Origin of the sequence: Kibdelosporangium banguiense, from assembly GCF_017876405.1 — a bacterium.
Classification (GTDB): domain Bacteria; phylum Actinomycetota; class Actinomycetes; order Mycobacteriales; family Pseudonocardiaceae; genus Kibdelosporangium; species Kibdelosporangium banguiense.
In genome coordinates this window covers 6,457,003-6,475,553 of record NZ_JAGINW010000001.1, presented here as the reverse complement: position 1 = coordinate 6,475,553, position 18,551 = coordinate 6,457,003, and the positions used below count along the sequence as shown (strand labels likewise).

The 18,551-nt window shown below is 68.0% G+C and carries 15 protein-coding genes and 1 pseudogene; 8 read left to right on the top strand and 8 right to left on the bottom strand.

What is annotated here, in order from left to right:
• The first annotated feature begins 25 nt into the window (after positions 1-25).
• Positions 26-745, top strand: a complete 720-nt coding sequence (locus JOF56_RS30470; protein WP_209642914.1) for a sugar isomerase domain-containing protein — start codon at positions 26-28, stop codon at positions 743-745.
• Here JOF56_RS30470 and JOF56_RS30465 read toward each other — a convergent pair.
• Positions 710-2,575: an ABC transporter ATP-binding protein gene (locus JOF56_RS30465; RefSeq protein ID WP_209648572.1), complete on the bottom strand. Its 1,866-nt coding sequence runs from the start codon at positions 2,573-2,575 to the stop codon at positions 710-712. The genes JOF56_RS30470 and JOF56_RS30465 overlap by 36 nt on opposite strands.
• A gap of 95 nt (positions 2,576-2,670) precedes the next feature.
• On the opposite strand from JOF56_RS30465, the gene JOF56_RS30460 reads away from it, so the two are divergent.
• Entirely contained in the window at positions 2,671-3,945 is a 1,275-nt protein-coding gene (locus JOF56_RS30460) for a glycosyltransferase 87 family protein (protein ID WP_307855324.1), read from the top strand.
• 33 nt (positions 3,946-3,978) lie between these two features.
• On the opposite strand, the gene JOF56_RS30455 is transcribed toward JOF56_RS30460, so the two are convergent.
• From JOF56_RS30455 to JOF56_RS30445, 3 genes and pseudogenes are all read right to left on the bottom strand, one after another.
• Entirely contained in the window at positions 3,979-4,188 is a 210-nt protein-coding gene (locus tag JOF56_RS30455; RefSeq protein WP_033391619.1) for a helix-turn-helix domain-containing protein, read from the bottom strand.
• Positions 4,189-4,360: 172 nt separating this feature from the next.
• Positions 4,361-5,989: an ABC-F family ATP-binding cassette domain-containing protein gene (locus JOF56_RS30450; RefSeq protein ID WP_209642913.1), complete on the bottom strand. Its 1,629-nt coding sequence runs from the start codon at positions 5,987-5,989 to the stop codon at positions 4,361-4,363.
• A gap of 78 nt (positions 5,990-6,067) precedes the next feature.
• Positions 6,068-6,719: pseudogene (locus tag JOF56_RS30445) on the bottom strand (acVLRF1 family peptidyl-tRNA hydrolase).
• 36 nt (positions 6,720-6,755) lie between these two features.
• Here JOF56_RS30445 and JOF56_RS30440 point away from each other — a divergent pair.
• The gene (locus tag JOF56_RS30440) at positions 6,756-7,967 is read left to right on the top strand and encodes a low temperature requirement protein A (RefSeq protein WP_209642912.1); all 1,212 of its coding nucleotides are present in this window, start codon (positions 6,756-6,758) and stop codon (positions 7,965-7,967) included.
• Positions 7,968-8,012: 45 nt separating this feature from the next.
• Here the strand turns inward: JOF56_RS30440 and JOF56_RS30435 are convergent, their stop codons facing one another.
• Positions 8,013-10,805, bottom strand: a complete 2,793-nt coding sequence (locus JOF56_RS30435) for a S8 family serine peptidase (protein WP_307855323.1) — start codon at positions 10,803-10,805, stop codon at positions 8,013-8,015.
• Positions 10,806-11,374: 569 nt separating this feature from the next.
• On the opposite strand from JOF56_RS30435, the gene JOF56_RS30430 reads away from it, so the two are divergent.
• From JOF56_RS30430 to JOF56_RS30420, 3 genes are read left to right on the top strand one after another with little or no spacing between them, the layout of a single operon-like run.
• On the top strand, positions 11,375-12,304 hold the full coding sequence (locus JOF56_RS30430; RefSeq protein ID WP_209642910.1) for a DMT family transporter: 930 nt from the start codon (positions 11,375-11,377) through the stop codon (positions 12,302-12,304).
• Entirely contained in the window at positions 12,301-12,594 is a 294-nt protein-coding gene (locus JOF56_RS30425; protein WP_209642909.1) for a macro domain-containing protein, read from the top strand. The genes JOF56_RS30430 and JOF56_RS30425 overlap by 4 nt, the downstream gene beginning before the upstream one ends.
• On the top strand, positions 12,591-13,349 hold the full coding sequence (locus JOF56_RS30420; RefSeq protein WP_209642908.1) for a PhzF family phenazine biosynthesis isomerase: 759 nt from the start codon (positions 12,591-12,593) through the stop codon (positions 13,347-13,349). The genes JOF56_RS30425 and JOF56_RS30420 overlap by 4 nt, the downstream gene beginning before the upstream one ends.
• Here the strand turns inward: JOF56_RS30420 and JOF56_RS30415 are convergent.
• Both JOF56_RS30415 and JOF56_RS30410 read right to left on the bottom strand, forming a co-directional pair.
• The gene (locus JOF56_RS30415) at positions 13,339-14,475 is read right to left on the bottom strand and encodes a serine hydrolase domain-containing protein (protein WP_209642907.1); all 1,137 of its coding nucleotides are present in this window, start codon (positions 14,473-14,475) and stop codon (positions 13,339-13,341) included. The two genes, JOF56_RS30420 and JOF56_RS30415, sit on opposite strands and share 11 nt — an antisense overlap.
• A 10-nt stretch (positions 14,476-14,485) precedes the next feature.
• On the bottom strand, positions 14,486-15,091 hold the full coding sequence (locus tag JOF56_RS30410; protein ID WP_209642906.1) for a TetR/AcrR family transcriptional regulator: 606 nt from the start codon (positions 15,089-15,091) through the stop codon (positions 14,486-14,488).
• A gap of 95 nt (positions 15,092-15,186) precedes the next feature.
• On the opposite strand from JOF56_RS30410, the gene JOF56_RS30405 reads away from it, so the two are divergent.
• Positions 15,187-15,831 (top strand): TNT domain-containing protein, encoded by a 645-nt coding sequence (locus JOF56_RS30405; protein WP_209642905.1) that lies wholly within the window; start codon positions 15,187-15,189, stop codon positions 15,829-15,831.
• Here JOF56_RS30405 and JOF56_RS30400 read toward each other — a convergent pair.
• Positions 15,828-17,381, bottom strand: a complete 1,554-nt coding sequence (locus JOF56_RS30400; protein ID WP_209642904.1) for a deoxyguanosinetriphosphate triphosphohydrolase family protein — start codon at positions 17,379-17,381, stop codon at positions 15,828-15,830. The genes JOF56_RS30405 and JOF56_RS30400 overlap by 4 nt on opposite strands.
• A gap of 63 nt (positions 17,382-17,444) precedes the next feature.
• Between JOF56_RS30400 and JOF56_RS30395 the strand changes: the two genes are divergently transcribed.
• Positions 17,445-18,539, top strand: a complete 1,095-nt coding sequence (locus tag JOF56_RS30395; protein ID WP_209642903.1) for a lycopene cyclase family protein — start codon at positions 17,445-17,447, stop codon at positions 18,537-18,539.
• Positions 18,540-18,551: the final 12 nt, after the last annotated feature.

The following is an 18,551-nucleotide window of genomic DNA, read 5'->3' as shown; positions in this document are numbered from 1 at the left end:
GGGGCCTATGAGGAGGTACGTGAGCATGACGGCCGAATTCGGCGACCTGGTCAGAGATCACCTGACGAAGGTCGAGAAGCACAACGGCGACGCGCTGAACAACGTGGCCGAGCTGTTCCTCGGCAGCATCAAGGCGGGCGGCCTGATCCTGACCGGGGGCGCCGGGCACTCGCTGGCGGCCGTCGCCGAGACGTTCTACCGCGCGGGCGGCCTGTCCTGCGTGTACCCGCTGTACCACCCGGACATCCAGCCGCTGCACGGCGGCCGCGCCAGCACGAGCGCCGAGCGGCTGACCGGGCTGGCTGACGAGGTGTTCGCCCATGTCGGGCTGAGCGGCGACGACGTGCTGGTGGTCTTCTCCACCTCCGGCGTGAACCCGTACCCGGTCGAGCTCGCGATCGCCGCGCAGAACGCCGGCATGCCCGTGGTGGCCGTGACCTCGAGCGCGGCCAACGCCGTGGCGCCCCGGCGAGCCGACACGACGCTCGCCGAGAACGCCACGATCGTCCTGGACACCCTGGTGGCGCCCGGCGACTCCAGCTACCCGCCGGACAACCCGGTGACCTCGGCTCTGTCCACTGTAGCCAACGCGTTCCTCTGGAACGATGTTCTGGCCCGACTTTCGGACAAAGCCGCCGCCGAGGGCGTGGAGGTGCCGTTGTGGCGCAGCTCCAACGTCCCCGGCGGCGACGAGGCCAACCAGCGGTACCTAGACCTGTACGGCCCCCGGGTCCCGCAGCTCTGATTTCTGCGAGGCGAACTGGGTGTTGTGCAGGGCGGCGTACCGGCCGTCCTGGTTGAGCAGTTCGGCGTGGGTACCGCACTCGACGATCCGGCCACCCTCGACGACGAGGATCTGGTCGGCCGCGCGGATCGTCGACAGCCGGTGCGCGATCACCACCGCTGTACGGCCTTCCAGCGCGTGCACGAGCGCTTCCTGGACTGCGGCCTCGGATTCCGAGTCCAGGTGCGCGGTGGCCTCGTCGAGGATCACCACGCGCTGGTTGGCCAGCAGCAGCCGGGCGATGGTCAGCCGCTGGCGTTCCCCGCCGGAAAGCCGGTACCCGCGCTCGCCCACGACGGTGTCCAGCCCGTCGGGCAGTGACGCGATCAGCTCGGTCAGCCGGGCGCGCTCCAGCGCCCACGTGATCTCCTCGTCGGTCGCCGACGGCCGCGCGTAGGCGACGTTCGCGCGGATGGTGTCGTGGAACAGGTGCCCGTCCTGGGTCACGACACCGACGGTGTCCCTGATCGAGTCGAACGACAGATCGCGGACGTCCACCCCGGACAGCCGCACCGCCCCACTGTCCACATCGTACAGACGCGGAATCAGGGACGCGATCGTCGACTTGCCCGCACCGGAGGAACCGACCAGGGCGACCATCTGCCCTGGCTCGGCCCGGAAGCCCACGCCGTGCAGGATCTCCTGTCCGCCACGGGCATCCAGCGCGGCAACCTCCTCCAACGACGCCAGCGAGACCTTGTCGGCCGCCGGATAGGCGAAGCGCACGTCGTCGAACTCCACCGCCACCCCGCCGGTCGGAACCTCGACGGCGCCCGGCTTTTCCTTGATCATCGGCTGCAGGTCGAGCACCTCGAACACCCGCTCGAACGACACCAGCGCGGTCATCACATCGACCCGCACGTTGGCCAACGCGGTCAGCGGCGAGTACAAGCGCGTCAACAGCAATGCCAACGCGACCACAGTGCCGGGCGCGAGGTCCCCGGTGATCGCCAGCCAGCCGCCCAGGCCGTAGACCAAGGCCGTGGCGAGCGCCGACACGAGCGTCAGGCTCGTCATGAACCACCGGGTCGCCATCGCGTTCTTCACACCGATGTCGCGGACCCGCCCCGCCTTGGCGCCGAACTCCTCGGCCTCCATCCGCGGCCGGCCGAACAGCTTCACCAAGGTCGCGCCGGGCGCGGAGAACCGCTCGGTCATCTGGGTCGTCATCGCCGCGTTCAGGCCCGCCGCCTCACGCTGCAGGTCGGCCAGCCTGCGGCCGACCCGGCGGGCAGGCAGCACGAACACCGGCAGCAGCACCAGCGCCAGCGCGGTGACCTGCCAGGACAACGTCACCATCACAGCCAGCGACAGCACGAGCTGGATCACATTGGCGACCAGACCGGACAGTGTGGACGTGAACGCGCGCTGCGCCCCCATTACGTCGTTATTCAACCGGCTGACGAGCGCGCCTGTGCGGGTCCGGGTGAAAAACGCCACCGGCATCTGCTGGACGTGCCCGAAGACCGCCCGGCGCAGGTCGTAGATCAGGCCTTCACCGATGCGCGCGGACTGCCAGCGTTCGACCACACCGAGCCCGGCGTCCAGAATCGCCAGCGCGGCGATCAGCACCGCGAGCCAGACGACCAAAGAAGCGTCTTGCTTACCCACAATGGCGTCGACAACCCGCCCTGCCAGCAATGGTGTCGTCACTGCGAGCACCGCCGAGGCGACCGTGAGTATCAGAAAGGCGACAAGCAACTTCCGGTGCGGTTTGGCAAATCGAAAGACCCTCCGCAAAGTTCCTTTCCGCACACCCTTCGGCGCGTCCGCACTGCGCGCCGCACCCATCAACAGACTCCAGCTACCGTCCACAGCCACCTCTTCTCTCGGCGGAGTCAACACCCCTGCGGGCCGTCTGCTTCCCGATCGGTAGTCTTTTCGCTGTGGGCGATCGGGGACGGCGGGTTCTGGGGGCCGATATCGCCATCTACTCCGTATGTGCGGTGTTCGCCGTCGCGACGGCGTTGTGGTCGGAGTTCTACGGCTATCGGGTATGGGGAAACTTCGCGTCGGTGGCCTATCTGTTCGGCGCCGCGCACGCGGTGTGGCTGCTGATCCGGCCCACCGGGGTCGGTTGGTTCAGATCACGCTGGCTGCCGGTCGGCGCCGTGGCCGGGCTCGGCATGATCGTGCCGCTGGCGATCCTGGTGTTCCGCCGGCTGACCGGCACGGACTGGCTGATCACGCCGTGGTCGTGGGCTGCGCAGCCCGAGGTCTGGGTGATCGAGCGGTCGGCCCGGCTGCTGTTCAGCACCGGTACGCCCTATGTGGACATCGACACGCTCGGCCGGGCCGCGGAGGTCAACGACTACACCCCCTACGGCCCGATCATGGCCGTTTTCGGTATACCAAGGCAATTGTTCGGCGGTGCGCTGACCGACGCGCGGATCATGTTCGCGATCACGACCGTGGTCACCATCGGGCTGGCCCTGAAATTGCTTGCATGGCCTAAAGTTCCGCTTCGTGCCGCACATTTGGCCGTAGTCAGCCCGTTGACCGCGCTGACGTTCGCGGTCGCCGGTCCCGACCTGGCGATCATCGGCCTGATCGTGCTTTCCGGCGCGCTGGCGGCCCGCCGCAGGACCTTCTGGTGCGCGGTCGTGCTGGCGGTCGTGGTCAGTATGAAACTCAGTGCCCTGCCCGCCGTGGTCGTGATCGTGTTCTACGTGGTCACCACCAGGGCGAGCCGGGTGGAGCTGGTCCGGTTCTTCACCGCGATCGCCGCAGTCGTGGCCGTGCTGAACATCCCGGTGCTGATCGTCCATCCGGGAGCCTTCGTCGAACATGTGATCAAATTCCCGGCGGGCCTCGGGAGGATCACGTCACCCGCAGCAAGCCCGTTGCCAGGTCACCTGATCGCGAGCATCGGCCCGGTGGGGCACGTACTCGCCCTGGTGCTGCTCGGGCTCACCGCGTTGGCGCTCACCGTCTGGCTGTTCGTCACTCCGCCCGCGACCGGCTCGGACGCGATGGCAAAAGCCGCAATCGGCCTCGGCGCCGCGATCCTCATGGTTCCTGCCAGCCGATACGGCTACCTGGTCTACCCACTTGTGTTGTGGGGGGCCGCAATGACATTCGCGGTGGCCGAGCGGGCCGCGTCCCGGCCGGCCACCTCGCAGGATCCCGCACTCGGGCCCAAAGTCGGGGAGGCCCGGTAGAGAACGCTGGGATACGACAACCAGTGGCGTCGCTTACTTCTTCTTGGTCCGCGTAGCGCCACCACGCCCTCGAAGTTGAACGCCGGACTCGGACAGAACCCGGTGCACGAAACCGTAGGAGCGGCCCGTCGACTCGGCCAAAGCGCGGATGCTCGCGCCCTTTTCGTACTTCTTCTTGAGATCAGCGGCTAGCTTGTCGCGCGTACTACCTGTAATGCGCGCGCCTTTCTTGAGGTCAGCCACGTCTCCGCCTTCCGTAGCGAGTAACTAGGGTCACAAGCGACCCCTGCGCCCGCAATGATCGAACACGGAAGCGCGGAACGCCAGGCGAGTTGGAAAAATCATCTTGAAGTCGCCCACTCGCACTACTCCATCCGAGTGGATCACCGAAGATCAAGGCTCAGAAGTACGGGATTCAGGCCAACTGGACCAACTCGAGATAGTCTGCTGACCAATGATCTTCGGTACCGTCCGGTAGCAAGATCACGCGCTCGGGCTCGAGGGCTTCGACCGCACCCGGGTCGTGGGTCACGAGCACGACCGCGCCGGTGTACCGGCGCAACGCGTCCAGAACCTGTTCCCGGCTGGCCGGATCGAGGTTGTTGGTCGGCTCGTCGAGCAGCAACACATTGGCAGCGCTGGACACCAGACCGGCCAGGGCGAGCCTGGTCTTCTCCCCGCCCGACAGCGTGCCCGCGGGCTGGTCCAGCTGCTCGCCGGTGAACAGGAACGTGCCGAGCAGGGTGCGCAGCTGCTGCTCAGGGGTGTCCGGGGCGGCGTGCCGGATGTTCTGCCAGACGCTGGCCCCATGATCGAGGGTCTCGTGTTCCTGGGCGTAGTACCCCAGCCGCAGGCCATGTCCCGGTTGGACAGTGCCGGCGTCGGCCGGTTCCATCCCGCCCAGCAGCCGCAGCAGGGTGGTCTTGCCCGCGCCGTTGAGCCCCAGCACGACCACCTTGGAGCCGCGGTCGATCGCCAGGTCCACGCCGGTGAAGATCTCCAGCGAGCCGTAGCTCTTGCTCAGGCCCTCGGCGGTCAGCGGAGTCTTGCCGCACGCCGCGGGCTGCGGGAAGGTGATCCGGGCGACCTTGTCGGCCTGACGTTCCTGCTCCAGGCCCGACAGCAGCTTCTCGGCGCGTTTGGCCATGTTCTGCGCGGCGACGGCCTTGGTGGCCTTGGCGCGCATCTTGTTGGCCTGCTCCATCAGGGCGCCGGCCTTCTTCTCGGCGTTGGCACGCTCGCGGCGGCGGCGCTTCTCGTCGGTCGCGCGGGCCTCGAGGTACTTCTTCCAGCCCATGTTGTAGAGATCGAGCTCGCTGCGGTTGGCGTCCAGGAACCAGACCTTGTTGACCACCGCTTCCAGCAGCTCGACGTCGTGGCTGATCACCACGAGCCCGCCGTCGTGCGACTTCAGGAAGCCGCGCAGCCAGTTGATCGAGTCGGCGTCGAGGTGGTTGGTCGGCTCGTCGAGCAGCAGGATCGTGCTCGACTTGCCACCCGCGCCCGCGTCGGACGCGGCGAACAGGATCCGCGACAGCTCCACGCGGCGGCGCTGGCCACCCGACAGCGTGCGCAGCGGCTGCGCCAGCACCCGGTCGGGCAGGCCGAGGTTGCTGCAGATCCGGGCGGCCTCGCTTTCGGCGGCGTACCCGCCCAGCGCGGCGAAGCGCTCCTCCAGCCGGCCGTACTTGGTGACCGCGGCCTCCCGGGCCTTCTCGTCCACCAGCTCGGCCATGGCGCTCTGCGCCTTCTCCATCTCACGAAGCAGCTGGTCCAGGCCGCGCGCGGAGAGCACCCGGTCCTTGGCCGTCACCGAGAGGTCACCTTCGCGGGGGTCCTGCGGCAGGTAGCCGACCTCGCTGGTGCGGCGGACCGCGCCGCCGTACGGCTCGCCCTCACCGGCCAGGACACGCAGTGACGTGGTCTTTCCGGCGCCGTTGCGACCGACCAGGCCGATGCGGTCGCCTGGCTGAACGCGCAGCGTCACGTCGGACAGCAGAATGCGCGAGCCGGCCCGCAGCTCAAGATCGATTGCAGTGATCACCAGTAAGCTCTCCGTGAGTGGGTGGCTCGCGAAGTGGCGACCACGCCATCCGATTGTACTGACCCGGGCTAACGAGTTTCAGGCGTCCCGCACCACGATCTCCACTGACCGTGCCCGGCGGGCCGCCTCCTCGAGGGTCGAACGCCGTGGTTCTCCCACGTCGAGCACCCACGGTCGCGCCCGTTGGAAGATCTTAGCGAGCCGCCGGTCGGCCCGCAGAAGCTCCAGTGCGCGCTGGTCACCGCCGAGCACCACCGCGTCCACAGTGGATAGAACGGGGAGCAGGACCTCGGCCGCGTCCTGCGCGGCGGCCTGGAGTGCTTGCCGGGCTTGGCCTTCACGGCGACGGGCGAACCGCTGCTGCGACCACCCGCCGGCGGAGTTCCTGCCGTGCACCGGATTTACGGCCGGTACGCGAGAGCACGACCCGCTCCCCCTCAGCCACTCCCAGACTGTGCCCACCCAGGCGGACCAGCAGCAACGCGATCCGCCGCGGTCGCAGAACGTGATCGACGAACCCCGCCAGATCGGTGGCCGCCAGCGGCCCGAACGGCACCTCAGCGCTCGCTTCAGCGCCGTCGGCGGCTGTCACCCGGACGAGGTCAGGCGTGATCTCTGTGCCCGCGATACCGCCGTGCCGGGCGGCGAACCGGTCGTACCAGCCGGCCAGCCGCTCCGGCTCCACCTCGACCGCACGCCCGCCACCTGCGGTCATCCTGGTTCGGCTCACGCGCAGACGCTATCGGCACCGTGTATGAATTCGGCCATGAGCAAGCCGCTGCGCTCCCGGATGGAGCGAATCGGGGAATCGGCCAATGCGACCACCCTGGAACTGTTCTTCGACCTGGTCTTCGTGTTCGCCCTGACGCAGGTCACGGCCCTGATGGCCGAGACACCGACCTGGCACGGGCTGCTCCGGGGCACGTTGCTGCTCGCGGTGATCTGGTGGCCGTGGATCGGCTACTCCTGGCTGTCCAATTTGGTCAAGGCCGACGAGGGCACCGCCCGGGTGGCGATGCTCGTCGCGATGGCCGCGATGTTCCTGCTCGCTCTGGCCATCCCCGAGGCGTTCGACGACCTGCCCGGCGAGCTGGACGGCCCGCTGGTGTTCGCGTTCTGCTACCTGCTGGTGCGGGTCGTGCACCTATGGCTGTTCTGGATCGCCGCGGAGGACGACGAGGGCCTGCGCGCCCAGCTGCTGAGGTTCCTGCCGTCCGTGGTCGGCGGGACAATGCTGCTGGCGATCGCCTCGCAGACCTCAGGCGTGACGCAGACCGCGCTGTGGGGCGCCGCGGTGGTCGCCGACTACGGCGGGACGTACCTGAGCGGCACGAAGGGCTGGCGGCTGAACTCGGCCAAGCACTTCGCCGAGCGCTACGGACTGATCATCATCATCGCGCTGGGTGAGTCGATCGTCGCGATCGGTGTCGGTGTGACGCATCTGCCGATCTCGTGGCCGATCGTGGTGGCCGCGGTGCTCGGCCTGACGATCGCGGGCAGCCTGTGGTGGTCGTACTTCGACACGCACGTACTGCTCTGCGAGCGGGCCCTCACCCAGGCCGAAGGTGACGAACGGGTTCGGATGGGGCGCAGCGCGTTCACCTACCTGCACCTGCCGTTGCTGATCGGCATCGTGATGCTGGCGCTCGGGCTGAAGAAGGTCCTCGGGTACGTCGGCGGCGAGAAAGGCCACACGCTGGCCGATCCGCTGTACGGGCCGCCGCTGTGGGCGATGTACGGCGGGGTCTCGCTGTTCATGTTCGGCTACGCCGCCGTGGCCTGGCGCTGCATGCGCAACCTCAAGGTGCAGCGCGTGGTCCTCGGGGTCGTGCTGCTGGTGTTGGTTCCGCTGGTGTCGTACATGCCAGCGCTGGGCAGTCTTGGCGTCCTGACGCTGCTGCTGACCGGGCTGATCGGCTACGAGTGGGTCAAGTACCAGGAGTTGCGCGGCGCGATCCGGCACGCTGCCCACGAATGACAGAGGGGGTGGGCCGGGACACGGCCCGGCCCACCCCCATCATGATCAGCTGCCGGTCACGAAGCCCGACACGTGCAGGGAGAACGCACGGAGCGTGCCCGTGTCGACTCCTGCGGTGTCACGCACGTTCAGCGTCCAGGTGCCGTCAGCGGCACCGAGAACGTTGCTGAGCGCCGTCTCCGGCCGCCAGGTGCCGGTGTACGGCGCCAGGTCGGCACTGATGCCCTTGAACGGCGCGGCGGCGCGGTCGTCGAAGACGACCTTGCACATGTTGTTGCCGTTCGAGCCGCTGCCCGCGAACAGTGTCGCGGTCGCACCGGTCGGCGAGCGCAACGTGCCGACGAGATCGCCCACGAAGGTGTGGTCGATGCCGACGGTGGTGGCGCCTGCGTCAGTGGTGCAGGTGGTGCCATCGACCGAGAGCGTCACGCGGGATGCCGGACCGATTCCGCTGACCTGGACCGGGACCGTGACGCCCGTCGGGTCGTTGTCCGGGATCGCCAGCGGTGCACCCGCGTAGGCGAAGTCGTGCACAACGGTCGACGGCTGGCCGATCGACACCGGGAACCGGGCCGTGGTCGGCGAGGTGGCCCCGGAGTAGGTCACCTTGGCGTCCAGCAGCACGGGCGTGCCCAGCGGGTGGTTGGCCGGCACGGTCAGCGTGAAGGTGTTGCTGCCGGTCTGGCCCTTGTCGATCGTGCCGTAGAACTTCGAACGCGGCGAGATGGTCACACCCGCGGTCGGCGAGGTGAGCACGACGCTTGTCGAGGCGGCGATGCCGTCACCCCGGTTGGTCACCGGCAACGTCACCGTCGCGGTGTCACCCGGGTCGATGAACGCGCCACCGTCGTTGGCCCGCACGGTCGGGGCCTGTGCCTCGGCTAGCGGCTGCGGACTGGCGCCGGTGTAGGCCAGCACCCGGTCGGCCATGACGATGCCGTTGCCCGACCGGTTGTCGAACCCGGGCTTCTCCAGGTCGATCGCCGTGTTGATCAGCGCCTCCCGGACGTCGGCCGGGGCGAGGCCCGGGTTGCCCGACAGCACCAGGCCGGCGATGGCCGCCGCGTGCGGAGCCGCCGCCGAGGTGCCGAAGAACGTCTCGAAGTCCGGCACGGTCGTGGTCACGCCGTCGGCCGCGGTGATCTCCGGCTTCTGCCGCACCACACCACCGGTCGAGGACACGTTGCCCGGCGTGATGGCAGTGCCGTCCGCGTTGTAGATGATCCGGCGCGGGCCGTCCGAAGTGAACCGCTCCACCTTGGACGCTCCGGTGAACGCACCCGGGAACGGGCCCTTCGGGTTCGCCGGGTCACCGGGCTCCAGGTCGAACGGCAACGCCGTTGCCGCAGGCGCCGCGGCGACCGCGAAGGCGTCCTTCGCGGCGGCGTGGCCGAAGATCTCGCCCTGGGTGACGTAACCGGTCAGCACACCCGCGGTGTCCTTGAACCGGCTGCGCAGCGCCGACAGCGAGAGATACCGGTTCTCACCCTTGAACTTCACGATCGCCAGCCGCAGGCCGCTGCCGCCGAAGTTGGACGTGTTGACCCGCTCGTACGGATCCTGCGTACCGGTCTGGTAGTTCTGGCTGGCCGAGATGACGTTGCCGTTGCGGTCCAGCAGGTACAGGTCGTAGTCGTTGGCCGAGGCGCCCAGCGGGTCCGACCAGTTCAGCAGCACCGGCACACCGGCCGAGGACGCGTCGGAGATCGGCTCGTAGATCTGCACACCGCTGCTGCCGGCGAAGTTGTGGGCGGTGCCGCCCCACTTGCCGATCGACTGCCCGGAGTCGACGAAGTCGCCCTCCCAGTGCCCCGAGGTGCCGTCGCCGACGTTGCCCTCGTTGCCCGCCGAGGAGAAGTACAGCGCGCCTGCCGCGGTCACCTCGTTGACCGCCTGCGCGATGATCCAGTCCTGGAAGACCGCTTCCTTGAAGTAGACGACGTCGTCGACGATGATGTCGCAGCCGGCCACCGAGCGCAGCTTGCGGATGTTGTCGGCGAAGCTCGCGTCGGAGCGGAACGCCGTGGCGAAACCGAGTTCGGCGCCGGGCGCGAGGTCGTGGATGATCTCCAGCATCGCGGTGCCCTCGTCACCGCTGCCGGCCTCGCCGGGAAGCACGTCCACAGCGGGAAGTTCGCCCGCGGCCCGGGATGCGGACAGCGAGTCGACGCCGTCGGACAGGGCACAGATCTTCACACCGATACCCGTGACACCGTATTGCTGACGGGCCTTGTCGGCGTTGTGCGCGCGGTCGCCCTCACTGACGGCGTCACCGGCCTGGACCGAGGCCAGCGCGCGCTTGGTGCGCTCGGCGACCTGCTTGGCCTTCTCTTCCTTGGTGGGCTTCGGTTTCGCCGGCTTGGCACCAGGGCCGCCCGTCGGGGTGGCGAGCTGACGGGCGGTCATCGCGCCGACCGCGGGCTCGACGAGCTTGACGTCCTTGCGGCCCGCGATGCCCGCCAACGCGGCCACCGGTACCTCGGCCCGGATCGAGCCGACCGTCTCCGACACAGCCCGGATTCCGGCACCGATCTTGCGCAGGCTGTTGAGCAGGTCCTCGGACACAGTCGCCCGGATGTCGACCGTGACCCGGTCGGACGTGACACCCGTCTGCAGCGACGGCACCGCCGAGGCGACGCCACGGCCGGCCTTCGAACGGGCCGCCAGCACCAGCGAACTGTCCAACTTGGATTCAGCGGCGGACTGCGAGACCTTGACCGCCTGCAGGGCCTCGATCTGACGGTTGGCGTTGTCCGCGGCGGCCCTGCTCACCGATGTCTGATCACGATCCGGCGGTGCCGCCGCGGCAGGCGTGACGATGCTCAGCGCGAGTAACACTCCAGCTGACGCTGCTATGAATCTTCGATTCACCCGATTGGGTGCGCGCACTAGACCCCTCCAGCGTTGTTCGCGTGCCCTCACACACGCGACCGGTCCCGGTCAACCCGGGGTGCGCTGACGCTATGGCGCGAATCACTTGGGGAATATCAGCCGTCTGAGTGACTCCATTGCCACATGCAGTCACAGAACGAAATCAACTGACCAACGATCACCGCCGGAGGCGGACAAACCGTCCACGAAGGACCCGAACCAACTGGCAGGCGGTGACACAGCGAAGTCGATCAAGATGTCGACCGCCGAACAGCGCAACGCGTCTACTCCATCTCCGCACACTGAGGTGTGCCCCCAAAGTGGCGTTCGGAGCGTTCAGTGCTCCGAACGCCACTTTGGGGGCACACCTTTCAGGCCGAGGCGCCTATGCGACTACCTCATGACTTGATGAGTTGGATGTATTTGCTTCATCCATAGAGCCGTACCGAGACTGGATCAAGCATCGGAGAGGGACATCTCAGGCGGCCAGGCCTGGGCACCTCGATGCGGAGTCACCCGGAACGAGGAGAACAAGCGTGAACGGCATTGCCGGCAGGTCCTGGGCGTGGGCGCGGGTGGGCACACTCGCCCTGCTGTGGGGATCGACATTCCTCTGGATCAAACTGGCCCTGGCCGCGCTGTCTCCCGCTCAGCTCACCTTCGCCCGCTGCGTGCTCGGTGCGCTCACCCTGACGGCGTTCTGTTTCGGGACGCGTCAGCGCCTGCCCGGCGGGCGCCGGATCTGGGGACACCTTTTCGTCGCCGCGTTCTTCTGCAACGCGCTCCCCTTCTCCCTCTTCAGCATCGGCCAGCAGACCGTCAGCTCCGGCGTGGCCGGCGTGCTGAACGCGACCACTCCGTTGTGGACACTGCTGGTCGGGGTCGTGCTCGGCACCGAACGCGCGATCCGCCCGACCCGCCTGGGCGGAGTGCTGCTTGGCTTCGGCGGAGTCGTGCTGATCTCCGCGCCATGGCAGAGCGCCGGATCTGTCGGCTGGGGATCACTCGCCATCGTCGCCGCGGCGGCCAGCTACGCCATCGGCTTCGCCTACATGGGACGAAACCTTGCCGGCAAGGGCATCCCCACGATCTCGCTGTCCGCCGGCCAGCTCATCGCGGCGACGGCACTGACGGCGCTGACCTTGCCGACCGGCGGCCCGCCACCGGTCCACATCAGCCAGCAGGGCTTGATCGCCGTCGTCATCCTGGGGATCTTCGCCACCGGCATCACCTTCCACCTCACCTTCCGGATCATCGCCGACGAGGGCGCGACCAACGCCGCGACAGTCGGCTACCTGCTGCCGGTGGTCTCCGTACTGCTGGGCGCCATCGTGCTGGGCGAGGGATTCAGCATCCGGGTCGCCATCGGAATGGTCGTCGTGCTCATCGGCGTGGCCATGACCCGCCTGCGCAAGCCGACCGTCGAAATCCCGCAGCCCACAGAAAAAGAGAGCGTCCGTCAGTGACAACAGTGACCGTAAGCACCTGCCCAGCGCCGTCGTTACGGGCGGACGCCATCGTGATCGGTGTCGTCGAAGGGCCTCAGGGGCCACTGCTCGCGCCCGGCACGAAGGCGGTAGCGGAAGCGTTCGACGGCGCGCTGATCGAGATCCTCGCCAAGCTCGGCGTGACCGGCGCTCAGGGCGAGGCAGTCAAGCTGCCCTCCCCCAACGGCGTCGAGCCCGGATCCGCGGTACGAACCCTGGTGCGGCTGGCGGAGGATGCTGTTTCCTGGCCGACGGGCGAGCGCGAATGAGAATCCTGTACCAGGTCGACGCCTTCACCACGACGCCGTTCACCGGGAACGCGGCCGGTGTGGTCCTTGAGGCACAAGGCATGACGGACGCCGAAATGCTCGCCGTGGCACGCGAGCTCAACAACTCGGAGACGGCCTTCGTGCTACCGGCGGATGCCGCTGACCACGATGTGCGAGTGCGCTTCTTCACCCCCACGACGGAGGTTCCGACATGTGGGCATGCCACCGTCGCGGCGCACTTCACCCGCGCGGTCGAATACGGCCTGCCATCCGGCTCACTGGCGCAGAAGACAGGCAGCGGCCCGATCCAGATCGTTTCGACCGGACACTCCAAAGTCCTGGTGGAACTGCGGGACCACGCCGCGGTGGACACCTTGCGGCCGGATCCCGCCGCGTTGACAGCACTCAGCCATGAAGTGGGCAGCAACGGCTTCTTCGTCTTCACCCGTGCCACCGGCGACGCGAGCCTGCTCACCTGGTCGCGGATGTTCGCCCCGGCGATCGGCATCGTCGAGGACCCGGTGACCGGCAACGGACACGGCCCGCTCGGCGCATACCTGGTGCGGCACGGGCTCGTCCCGGCTCTGGACGGAAAACTCTCCTTCACCGGAAGGCAAGGGGAGGCGATGGGCCGGCCCGGCGATGTCCGCGTCACCGTCGAAACCCGGCCCGGCGACGAGCTTCATGTGTCCATCACAGGTGACGCGGCAACAGCGTTCCGGGCTGAACTGGCCGTCCCCCGGGTCAGGAGCTGACGGCGGCGATCAGGTTGGCGGCCGGTTGATCGGCTGCCACGCCCCGGACGTGGTTCATGACGTAGCCGAACGCCAGACCTGTCCCGGGGTCGGCGTAGCCGAGCGAACCGCCGAGGCCGGAGAACCCGAACGCGGACGGCGAGTACCAGGCGGCGTCCGGGGTGGGCAGGCCGAAACCGAGGCCCACCTGGAACGGCAGGCGAGTGACCAAATCCGGGCCGGCCGTGTGCTGGGTGGTCGCCGCCGTGAGCATGCCGGGAGTCAGGATGCGGTGGCCGATCAGCGCGGCGTAGAAGCCGGCCAGCGCTCGGGCAGTGCACATGCCGTTGGTGGCAGGCAACTCCGCGGCCTGCTCGTCAGGGTCGTTGTGATCGAACGGAGGCTCCACACAACTGTAGGCGCGCCGGGTCAGTGAGGCCGGGTCGGCGAACGCCGCGGCGAGTTCCCGCATCGGTTCGGGAATGTCGTCGAGGTTCATCGCCGCGGGCGGGGACTGCACCAGCCTGCTCGCCCGCTGCTGTTCGGCTTTGGGCAGGCCGATGTGGAAGTCGAGGCCGAGCGGCCCGGCGATCTCCTCGCGGAAGAACGTGCCCACACTGCGCCCGGACACCCGGCGGACGATTTCGCCGACCAGCCAGCCGAAGGTCAGCGCATGGTAACCGTGCTGGGTGCCCGGCTGCCAGAGGGGGCGTTGCGCGGCAAGCGCTTCGGTCATCGGGTGCCAGGCGAGGGCGTCGGCGCGGGCGACCGGCCGGTCCAATGCCACCAGTCCCGCCTGGTGCGTGAGCAGCCAGCGCACCGGCAGGTCCTGTTTGCCCTCGGCAGCGAACTCGGGCCAGTAGGTGGCCACGGGTGCGTCCAGATCCAGTTCGCCCCGTTGCACGAGCAGCAGTACGCAGGTCGCCGTCGCCGCTTTGGTGGTGGAGTAGACAACCTGCAGGGTGTCCCGCTCCCAGGGCCGGCCGGTCTCCGGGTCGGCGGTCCCGCCCCACAGATCGACCACCGGCCGGCCGTGTAAGTACACGCTTACCGCGGCGCCCACCTCCAAGCCGTCGGCGAAGTTCGCCGCGAACGCGTCGCGGACCGCTTCGAATCCGGCAGCGACCTGTCCGTTGATCTCAGGCATTCGAGTTCCTTCACGGTTTTGCGACGGCGAAATGGCACAGCTCGGCCATCTCACGGGTGTAGGCGGCCATGTCGAGATCCGGCGTGACGAGCAGGCGCAGCAGCGCACCGGAAAGCAGATCCCGGATGATCACCGCGACCGTGTGCGTGGGGAACTCGCGGAACTCCCCATCGCGCTGGCCGCGGGCCAGCACCTCCTCGATCCCGGCGAGCTCGGAAGTGTTGGGCGCGTCGAACCAGCGCTCCCGCGCCTCCGGATGGCCGTTGAGGATCTGCATCAACGCCCGCATGTACGAACGGTGCGTGTCGTAGAAGGCGATGCTCCCCTCCACAAACGACCGCAGCGCGTCAGCGGCCGTCGCGACGTTGTCGGCCCTCGGACGGATCAAGGCGCCCCCCGTGGCATAGACCTCGGCCACGACCTGCCCGATCAATTCATCCTTGTTGGCGAAGTGATACGAGATCAGTCCTGGACTGCTGAGCCCCGCCCGCTTCGCGATCTGCGCGAACGACGCACGCACATAGCCAAGCTCGGCGATGACCTCGATCGCGGCCGCGACGATCTGCTTGCGCCGGGCAGCCTCGGTGAACGTCAGACCACCCCGTTTAGGTTGCACAACCTAAAGTTAGTACACCCGTCAACCCAGATGGCCGCAGCCATCACACTCACGAGCTATCGACACCGAAGTGGGGCGCTGGTGAGGTGGGGTGCATGAGTCGGCTACGCCACGTAATGATCACGGTACTGACGGTCGCGGCCTTCTTGGTGCCGGCAGCGCCGGCCGTGGCCCGTCCGCTCGGCACAACCGAGTGTTCGGAAACCCTCTTCCAGGACGACCGGCGGCTGGGCCCCGAGGTCCTGCCCAACCGAGGCATCCTCGCCCACCAGTTCACCGGCTACCGCCGTACCGGACCACTCACCCAGCAACAGTTCTTCGCCCAATACTGGGACCCGGCCGCGGCCTGGTGGATCTACCCGCCCGCCGACGGCTACATCATCGGCCCCGACGGCAAACCGTTGATCAGCCGCACAAAACTCCAGCCCGGCTGGCTCATCGACCGCTACGGCAGCGAGTTCGGCCAATACCTCGCACCTCTCGGCTCCTCCTACGCCAGCCGCTCAATTCCCCCGCAGAGTCTCGTGAGTGTGCCCGCCGCCTACTGCAACTACCGCGCATACAAGGTCCTGAAACAGTTCACTGTGGACTCAGGACCGATCGCCCCATGGTTCGGCCAGCCCGGCCACGGCTGGCAGTTCCAGCTCAAAACCGAGCACGTACCCGGCGCTCCTTCACCTCTCACCGTGAAATGGTTGCTGGACAACAGCTACCTACAGAGGATCATCGGCCCCGCCTAAAGAACGAAGGCGTCGGACCAGGGTTGGGCGCCGCGGCCGGAGAGGGCGTCCAGCAGGGATACGGCTTGCTTGTCGGTCAGGGAGGCTACGAAGTCGATGACGGCGCGGCCGCGGGCCAAGGCGTGGACGGCGTCGCGGCCCTGTGGGGCTTCGCCTGTGGCGCCTATTAACACTGCGGGTTCTGAGCGGGCGAGGGCTTCGTATTCGGCTGTTGCCAGTTCGACCAGGTCGTGGAGGCGGCGGGGCAGGCGGTCGGCTTCGTGACGGTCGGCGAGCCACTGGTCGAGGGCGTCGACCAGGCTGGTCACCAGTCTGGCCTGGCCGCGCTGGTGCAGGGCCAGGTCTGGGCGCAGCAACACGAAGCGGCGGTGGACGAACTTCAGGACCTGGACTTCGTGCCACTGTTCGCGGCCCAGCAGAACGTGGCCGGAGCGGGTGGAGGGTTTGTCCACTACGGACATCTCCTCGACCAGGCGGGAGGTCCAGCGCATGGAGAAGCGGGCCACGGCTTGCTCTGCTTCGACGGAGCCGTCGAAGGGGGTGGCCAGCAGTTCGTCGACGAGTTCGGAGCGGACGCGGGCCACCGCCGCGTGGAAGGTTTCGTCGTCGACTGTCCAGGAGTCCTTTTCGTGCATCCGGCGGCGGAACAGTTCCAGTGAGCGGCCGGGCAGCCTTTCCTGGCGGCGGACCTCTTCGTCCGACAGCCAGGCCAGCGTTGCCGCGTTGGCTTGCCACTGGCCGAGTTCCGCTGCCACTGGGGCGTGCTGCAGGACTCCGATCCGATGGAAGTCCGTGATGTCGTGGATGGCGTACGCGATGTCGTCCGCAGTGTCCATTACGGACGCTTCGACGGTCTGCTGCCAGTCCGCGAGACGGCCCTCGAACGGCGCGCGGGCCTCTTCGAGGTCGTCGAGTTCCGTGACATATGCCGAGAATTTGCCGGAGCCTGTGCCTGGGGCCTCGGTGGGTTCGCCGGCGCCGCGTGGTGGTTCGGCCATGAAACGTGGGTGTGGCTCGGGGTGGTGCAGACGTGTCCACGGATACTTCAGCATTGCCGCGCGTACCGCCGCGGTCAGGTCCAGACCGACCGCGGATGGGCCGCCGACGTCGGTCGTGGTGACGATCCGGAAGGACTGTGCGTTGCCTTCGAATCCGTCGGCCAGGCCGAACCTGTGCCGGGCGAGCCTGTCCAGGACCTGCTCCCCCAGGTGCCCGAACGGTGGGTGGCCGAGGTCGTGGGCGAGCGCCGCGGCCTCGACGACATCCGGGTCGCAGCCGCCCAACGTGTCGAGCAACTCCGCGTATTCGGGGGTCGCGCGTAGCCGTTCCGCGATCGCACGCGCCACCTGCGCGACCTTCACGCTGTGGGTCAGCCGGTTGTGCAGCAGGCCGGAGCCGCTCGCGCTCACCACCTGGGTCACGCCGCCGAGCCGGGCGAAGAACGGCGACCCCGCGATCCGGTCACGGTCCACCCGGAACGGACTGGACGCAAGGTCGAACGCGCTCGCCGGCGCTCCGTGCGAACGCCGTTCCTCACGCGGATCACTCATGGGTGAAATCTACTCGCCAGGCTGCCGCCCGGCTGTTGGACACGCATATGGTCCAATCGGAGCATGCCCGATGTCCTGATCGCGGGCGCCGGGCCGTCGGGGTGGGCGCTCGCCGCGCACTGTTCCCGGCTTGGGCTGCAGACCGCGGTCGTCGCGCCCAGCCCGTTGCGGCCGTGGCCGGCGACATATGGACTGTGGGGCGACGAGCTCGCGATGCTGCCGCCGGACGTCACGGCCGCGGAGCCTACGGTCATCCATGCGTTCACGACCAAACCGCATGTCGTGGCGCGCAGGTACGCGATTCTCGACAATGAACGGCTCCTCGCTGCGCTCACCAAAAACGTCACTGTCCTTACTGGCCGTGTCGTCAGCACTACGCAGGACAGCGTGGAACTCGCCGACGGCCGGACGCTCAAAGCACGGACTGTCGTAAACGCAATGGGATCGCGTGGGGGTACGGCCGAACAGACGGCGTACGGAATCGTGGTTCCGGAGGAAGTCGCGGCACCGATTGTGGCACCTGGCGAAGCCGTCTTCATGGACTGGCGGTCCAATCACAACACTTTCCTTTACGCGATGCCGTTGGGCGGTGGCCGGGTCCTGCTGGAGGAGACGTCACTGGCCCGGCGGCCCGCCGCCGGCTACCGGATTCTCCGGCAGGCACTGGCCGAACGCCTCGCGCCGTACGGAATCCCCTTGGAAGGCGGGCAAATCGAGCGGGTCCGGTTCCCGTTGGACGTGCCACGGCCGAGACGCGACCGGGTGCTGCCATTTGGCGCAGCGGCGGGATTCGTCCATCCGGCGGCGGGTTACAGCGTCGGCGAGGCGTTCCGGCTCGCGCCGCGGATCGCCGCCGCGATCGCGGCGGGCGAGGATCCCTGGCGCACGCTCTGGCCGGGTCGCGCGCGAGTGGTCCATTTCCTGCGGCACCGCGGGCTGGAAACGTTGCTGTCACTCTCCGCAGCCGAGACAAGACAGTTCTTTCAGTTATTCTTTGACCTACCGCCCGACGCACAGCGTGGATATCTTTCCGGGCGGGACGATCCCGGCGCGACCACCGCCGCGATGCTCCGGATCTTCCGGAAAGCACCCGGACGGCTGCGTCTGAAATGCGCCAAATCGGTGATGGTCCGCGTCCACCATGTGAACAGTGGGTGACCGAATCTTCAA

Bases quoted from the DNA above. Each gene is read 5' to 3' on its own strand.
- JOF56_RS30400 (WP_209642904.1), bottom strand. From the start codon at position 17,381: ATGAGTGATCCGCGTGAGGAACGGCGTTCGCACGGAGCGCCGGCGAGC.
- JOF56_RS30395 (WP_209642903.1), top strand. From the start codon at position 17,445: ATGCCCGATGTCCTGATCGCGGGCGCCGGGCCGTCGGGGTGGGCGCTC.
- JOF56_RS30420 (WP_209642908.1), top strand. From the start codon at position 12,591: ATGAGAATCCTGTACCAGGTCGACGCCTTCACCACGACGCCGTTCACC.
- JOF56_RS30415 (WP_209642907.1), bottom strand. From the start codon at position 14,475: ATGCCTGAGATCAACGGACAGGTCGCTGCCGGATTCGAAGCGGTCCGC.
- JOF56_RS30405 (WP_209642905.1), top strand. From the start codon at position 15,187: ATGAGTCGGCTACGCCACGTAATGATCACGGTACTGACGGTCGCGGCC.
- JOF56_RS30440 (WP_209642912.1), top strand. From the start codon at position 6,756: ATGAGCAAGCCGCTGCGCTCCCGGATGGAGCGAATCGGGGAATCGGCC.
- JOF56_RS30470 (WP_209642914.1), top strand. From the start codon at position 26: ATGACGGCCGAATTCGGCGACCTGGTCAGAGATCACCTGACGAAGGTC.
- JOF56_RS30465 (WP_209648572.1), bottom strand. From the start codon at position 2,575: ATGGGTGCGGCGCGCAGTGCGGACGCGCCGAAGGGTGTGCGGAAAGGA.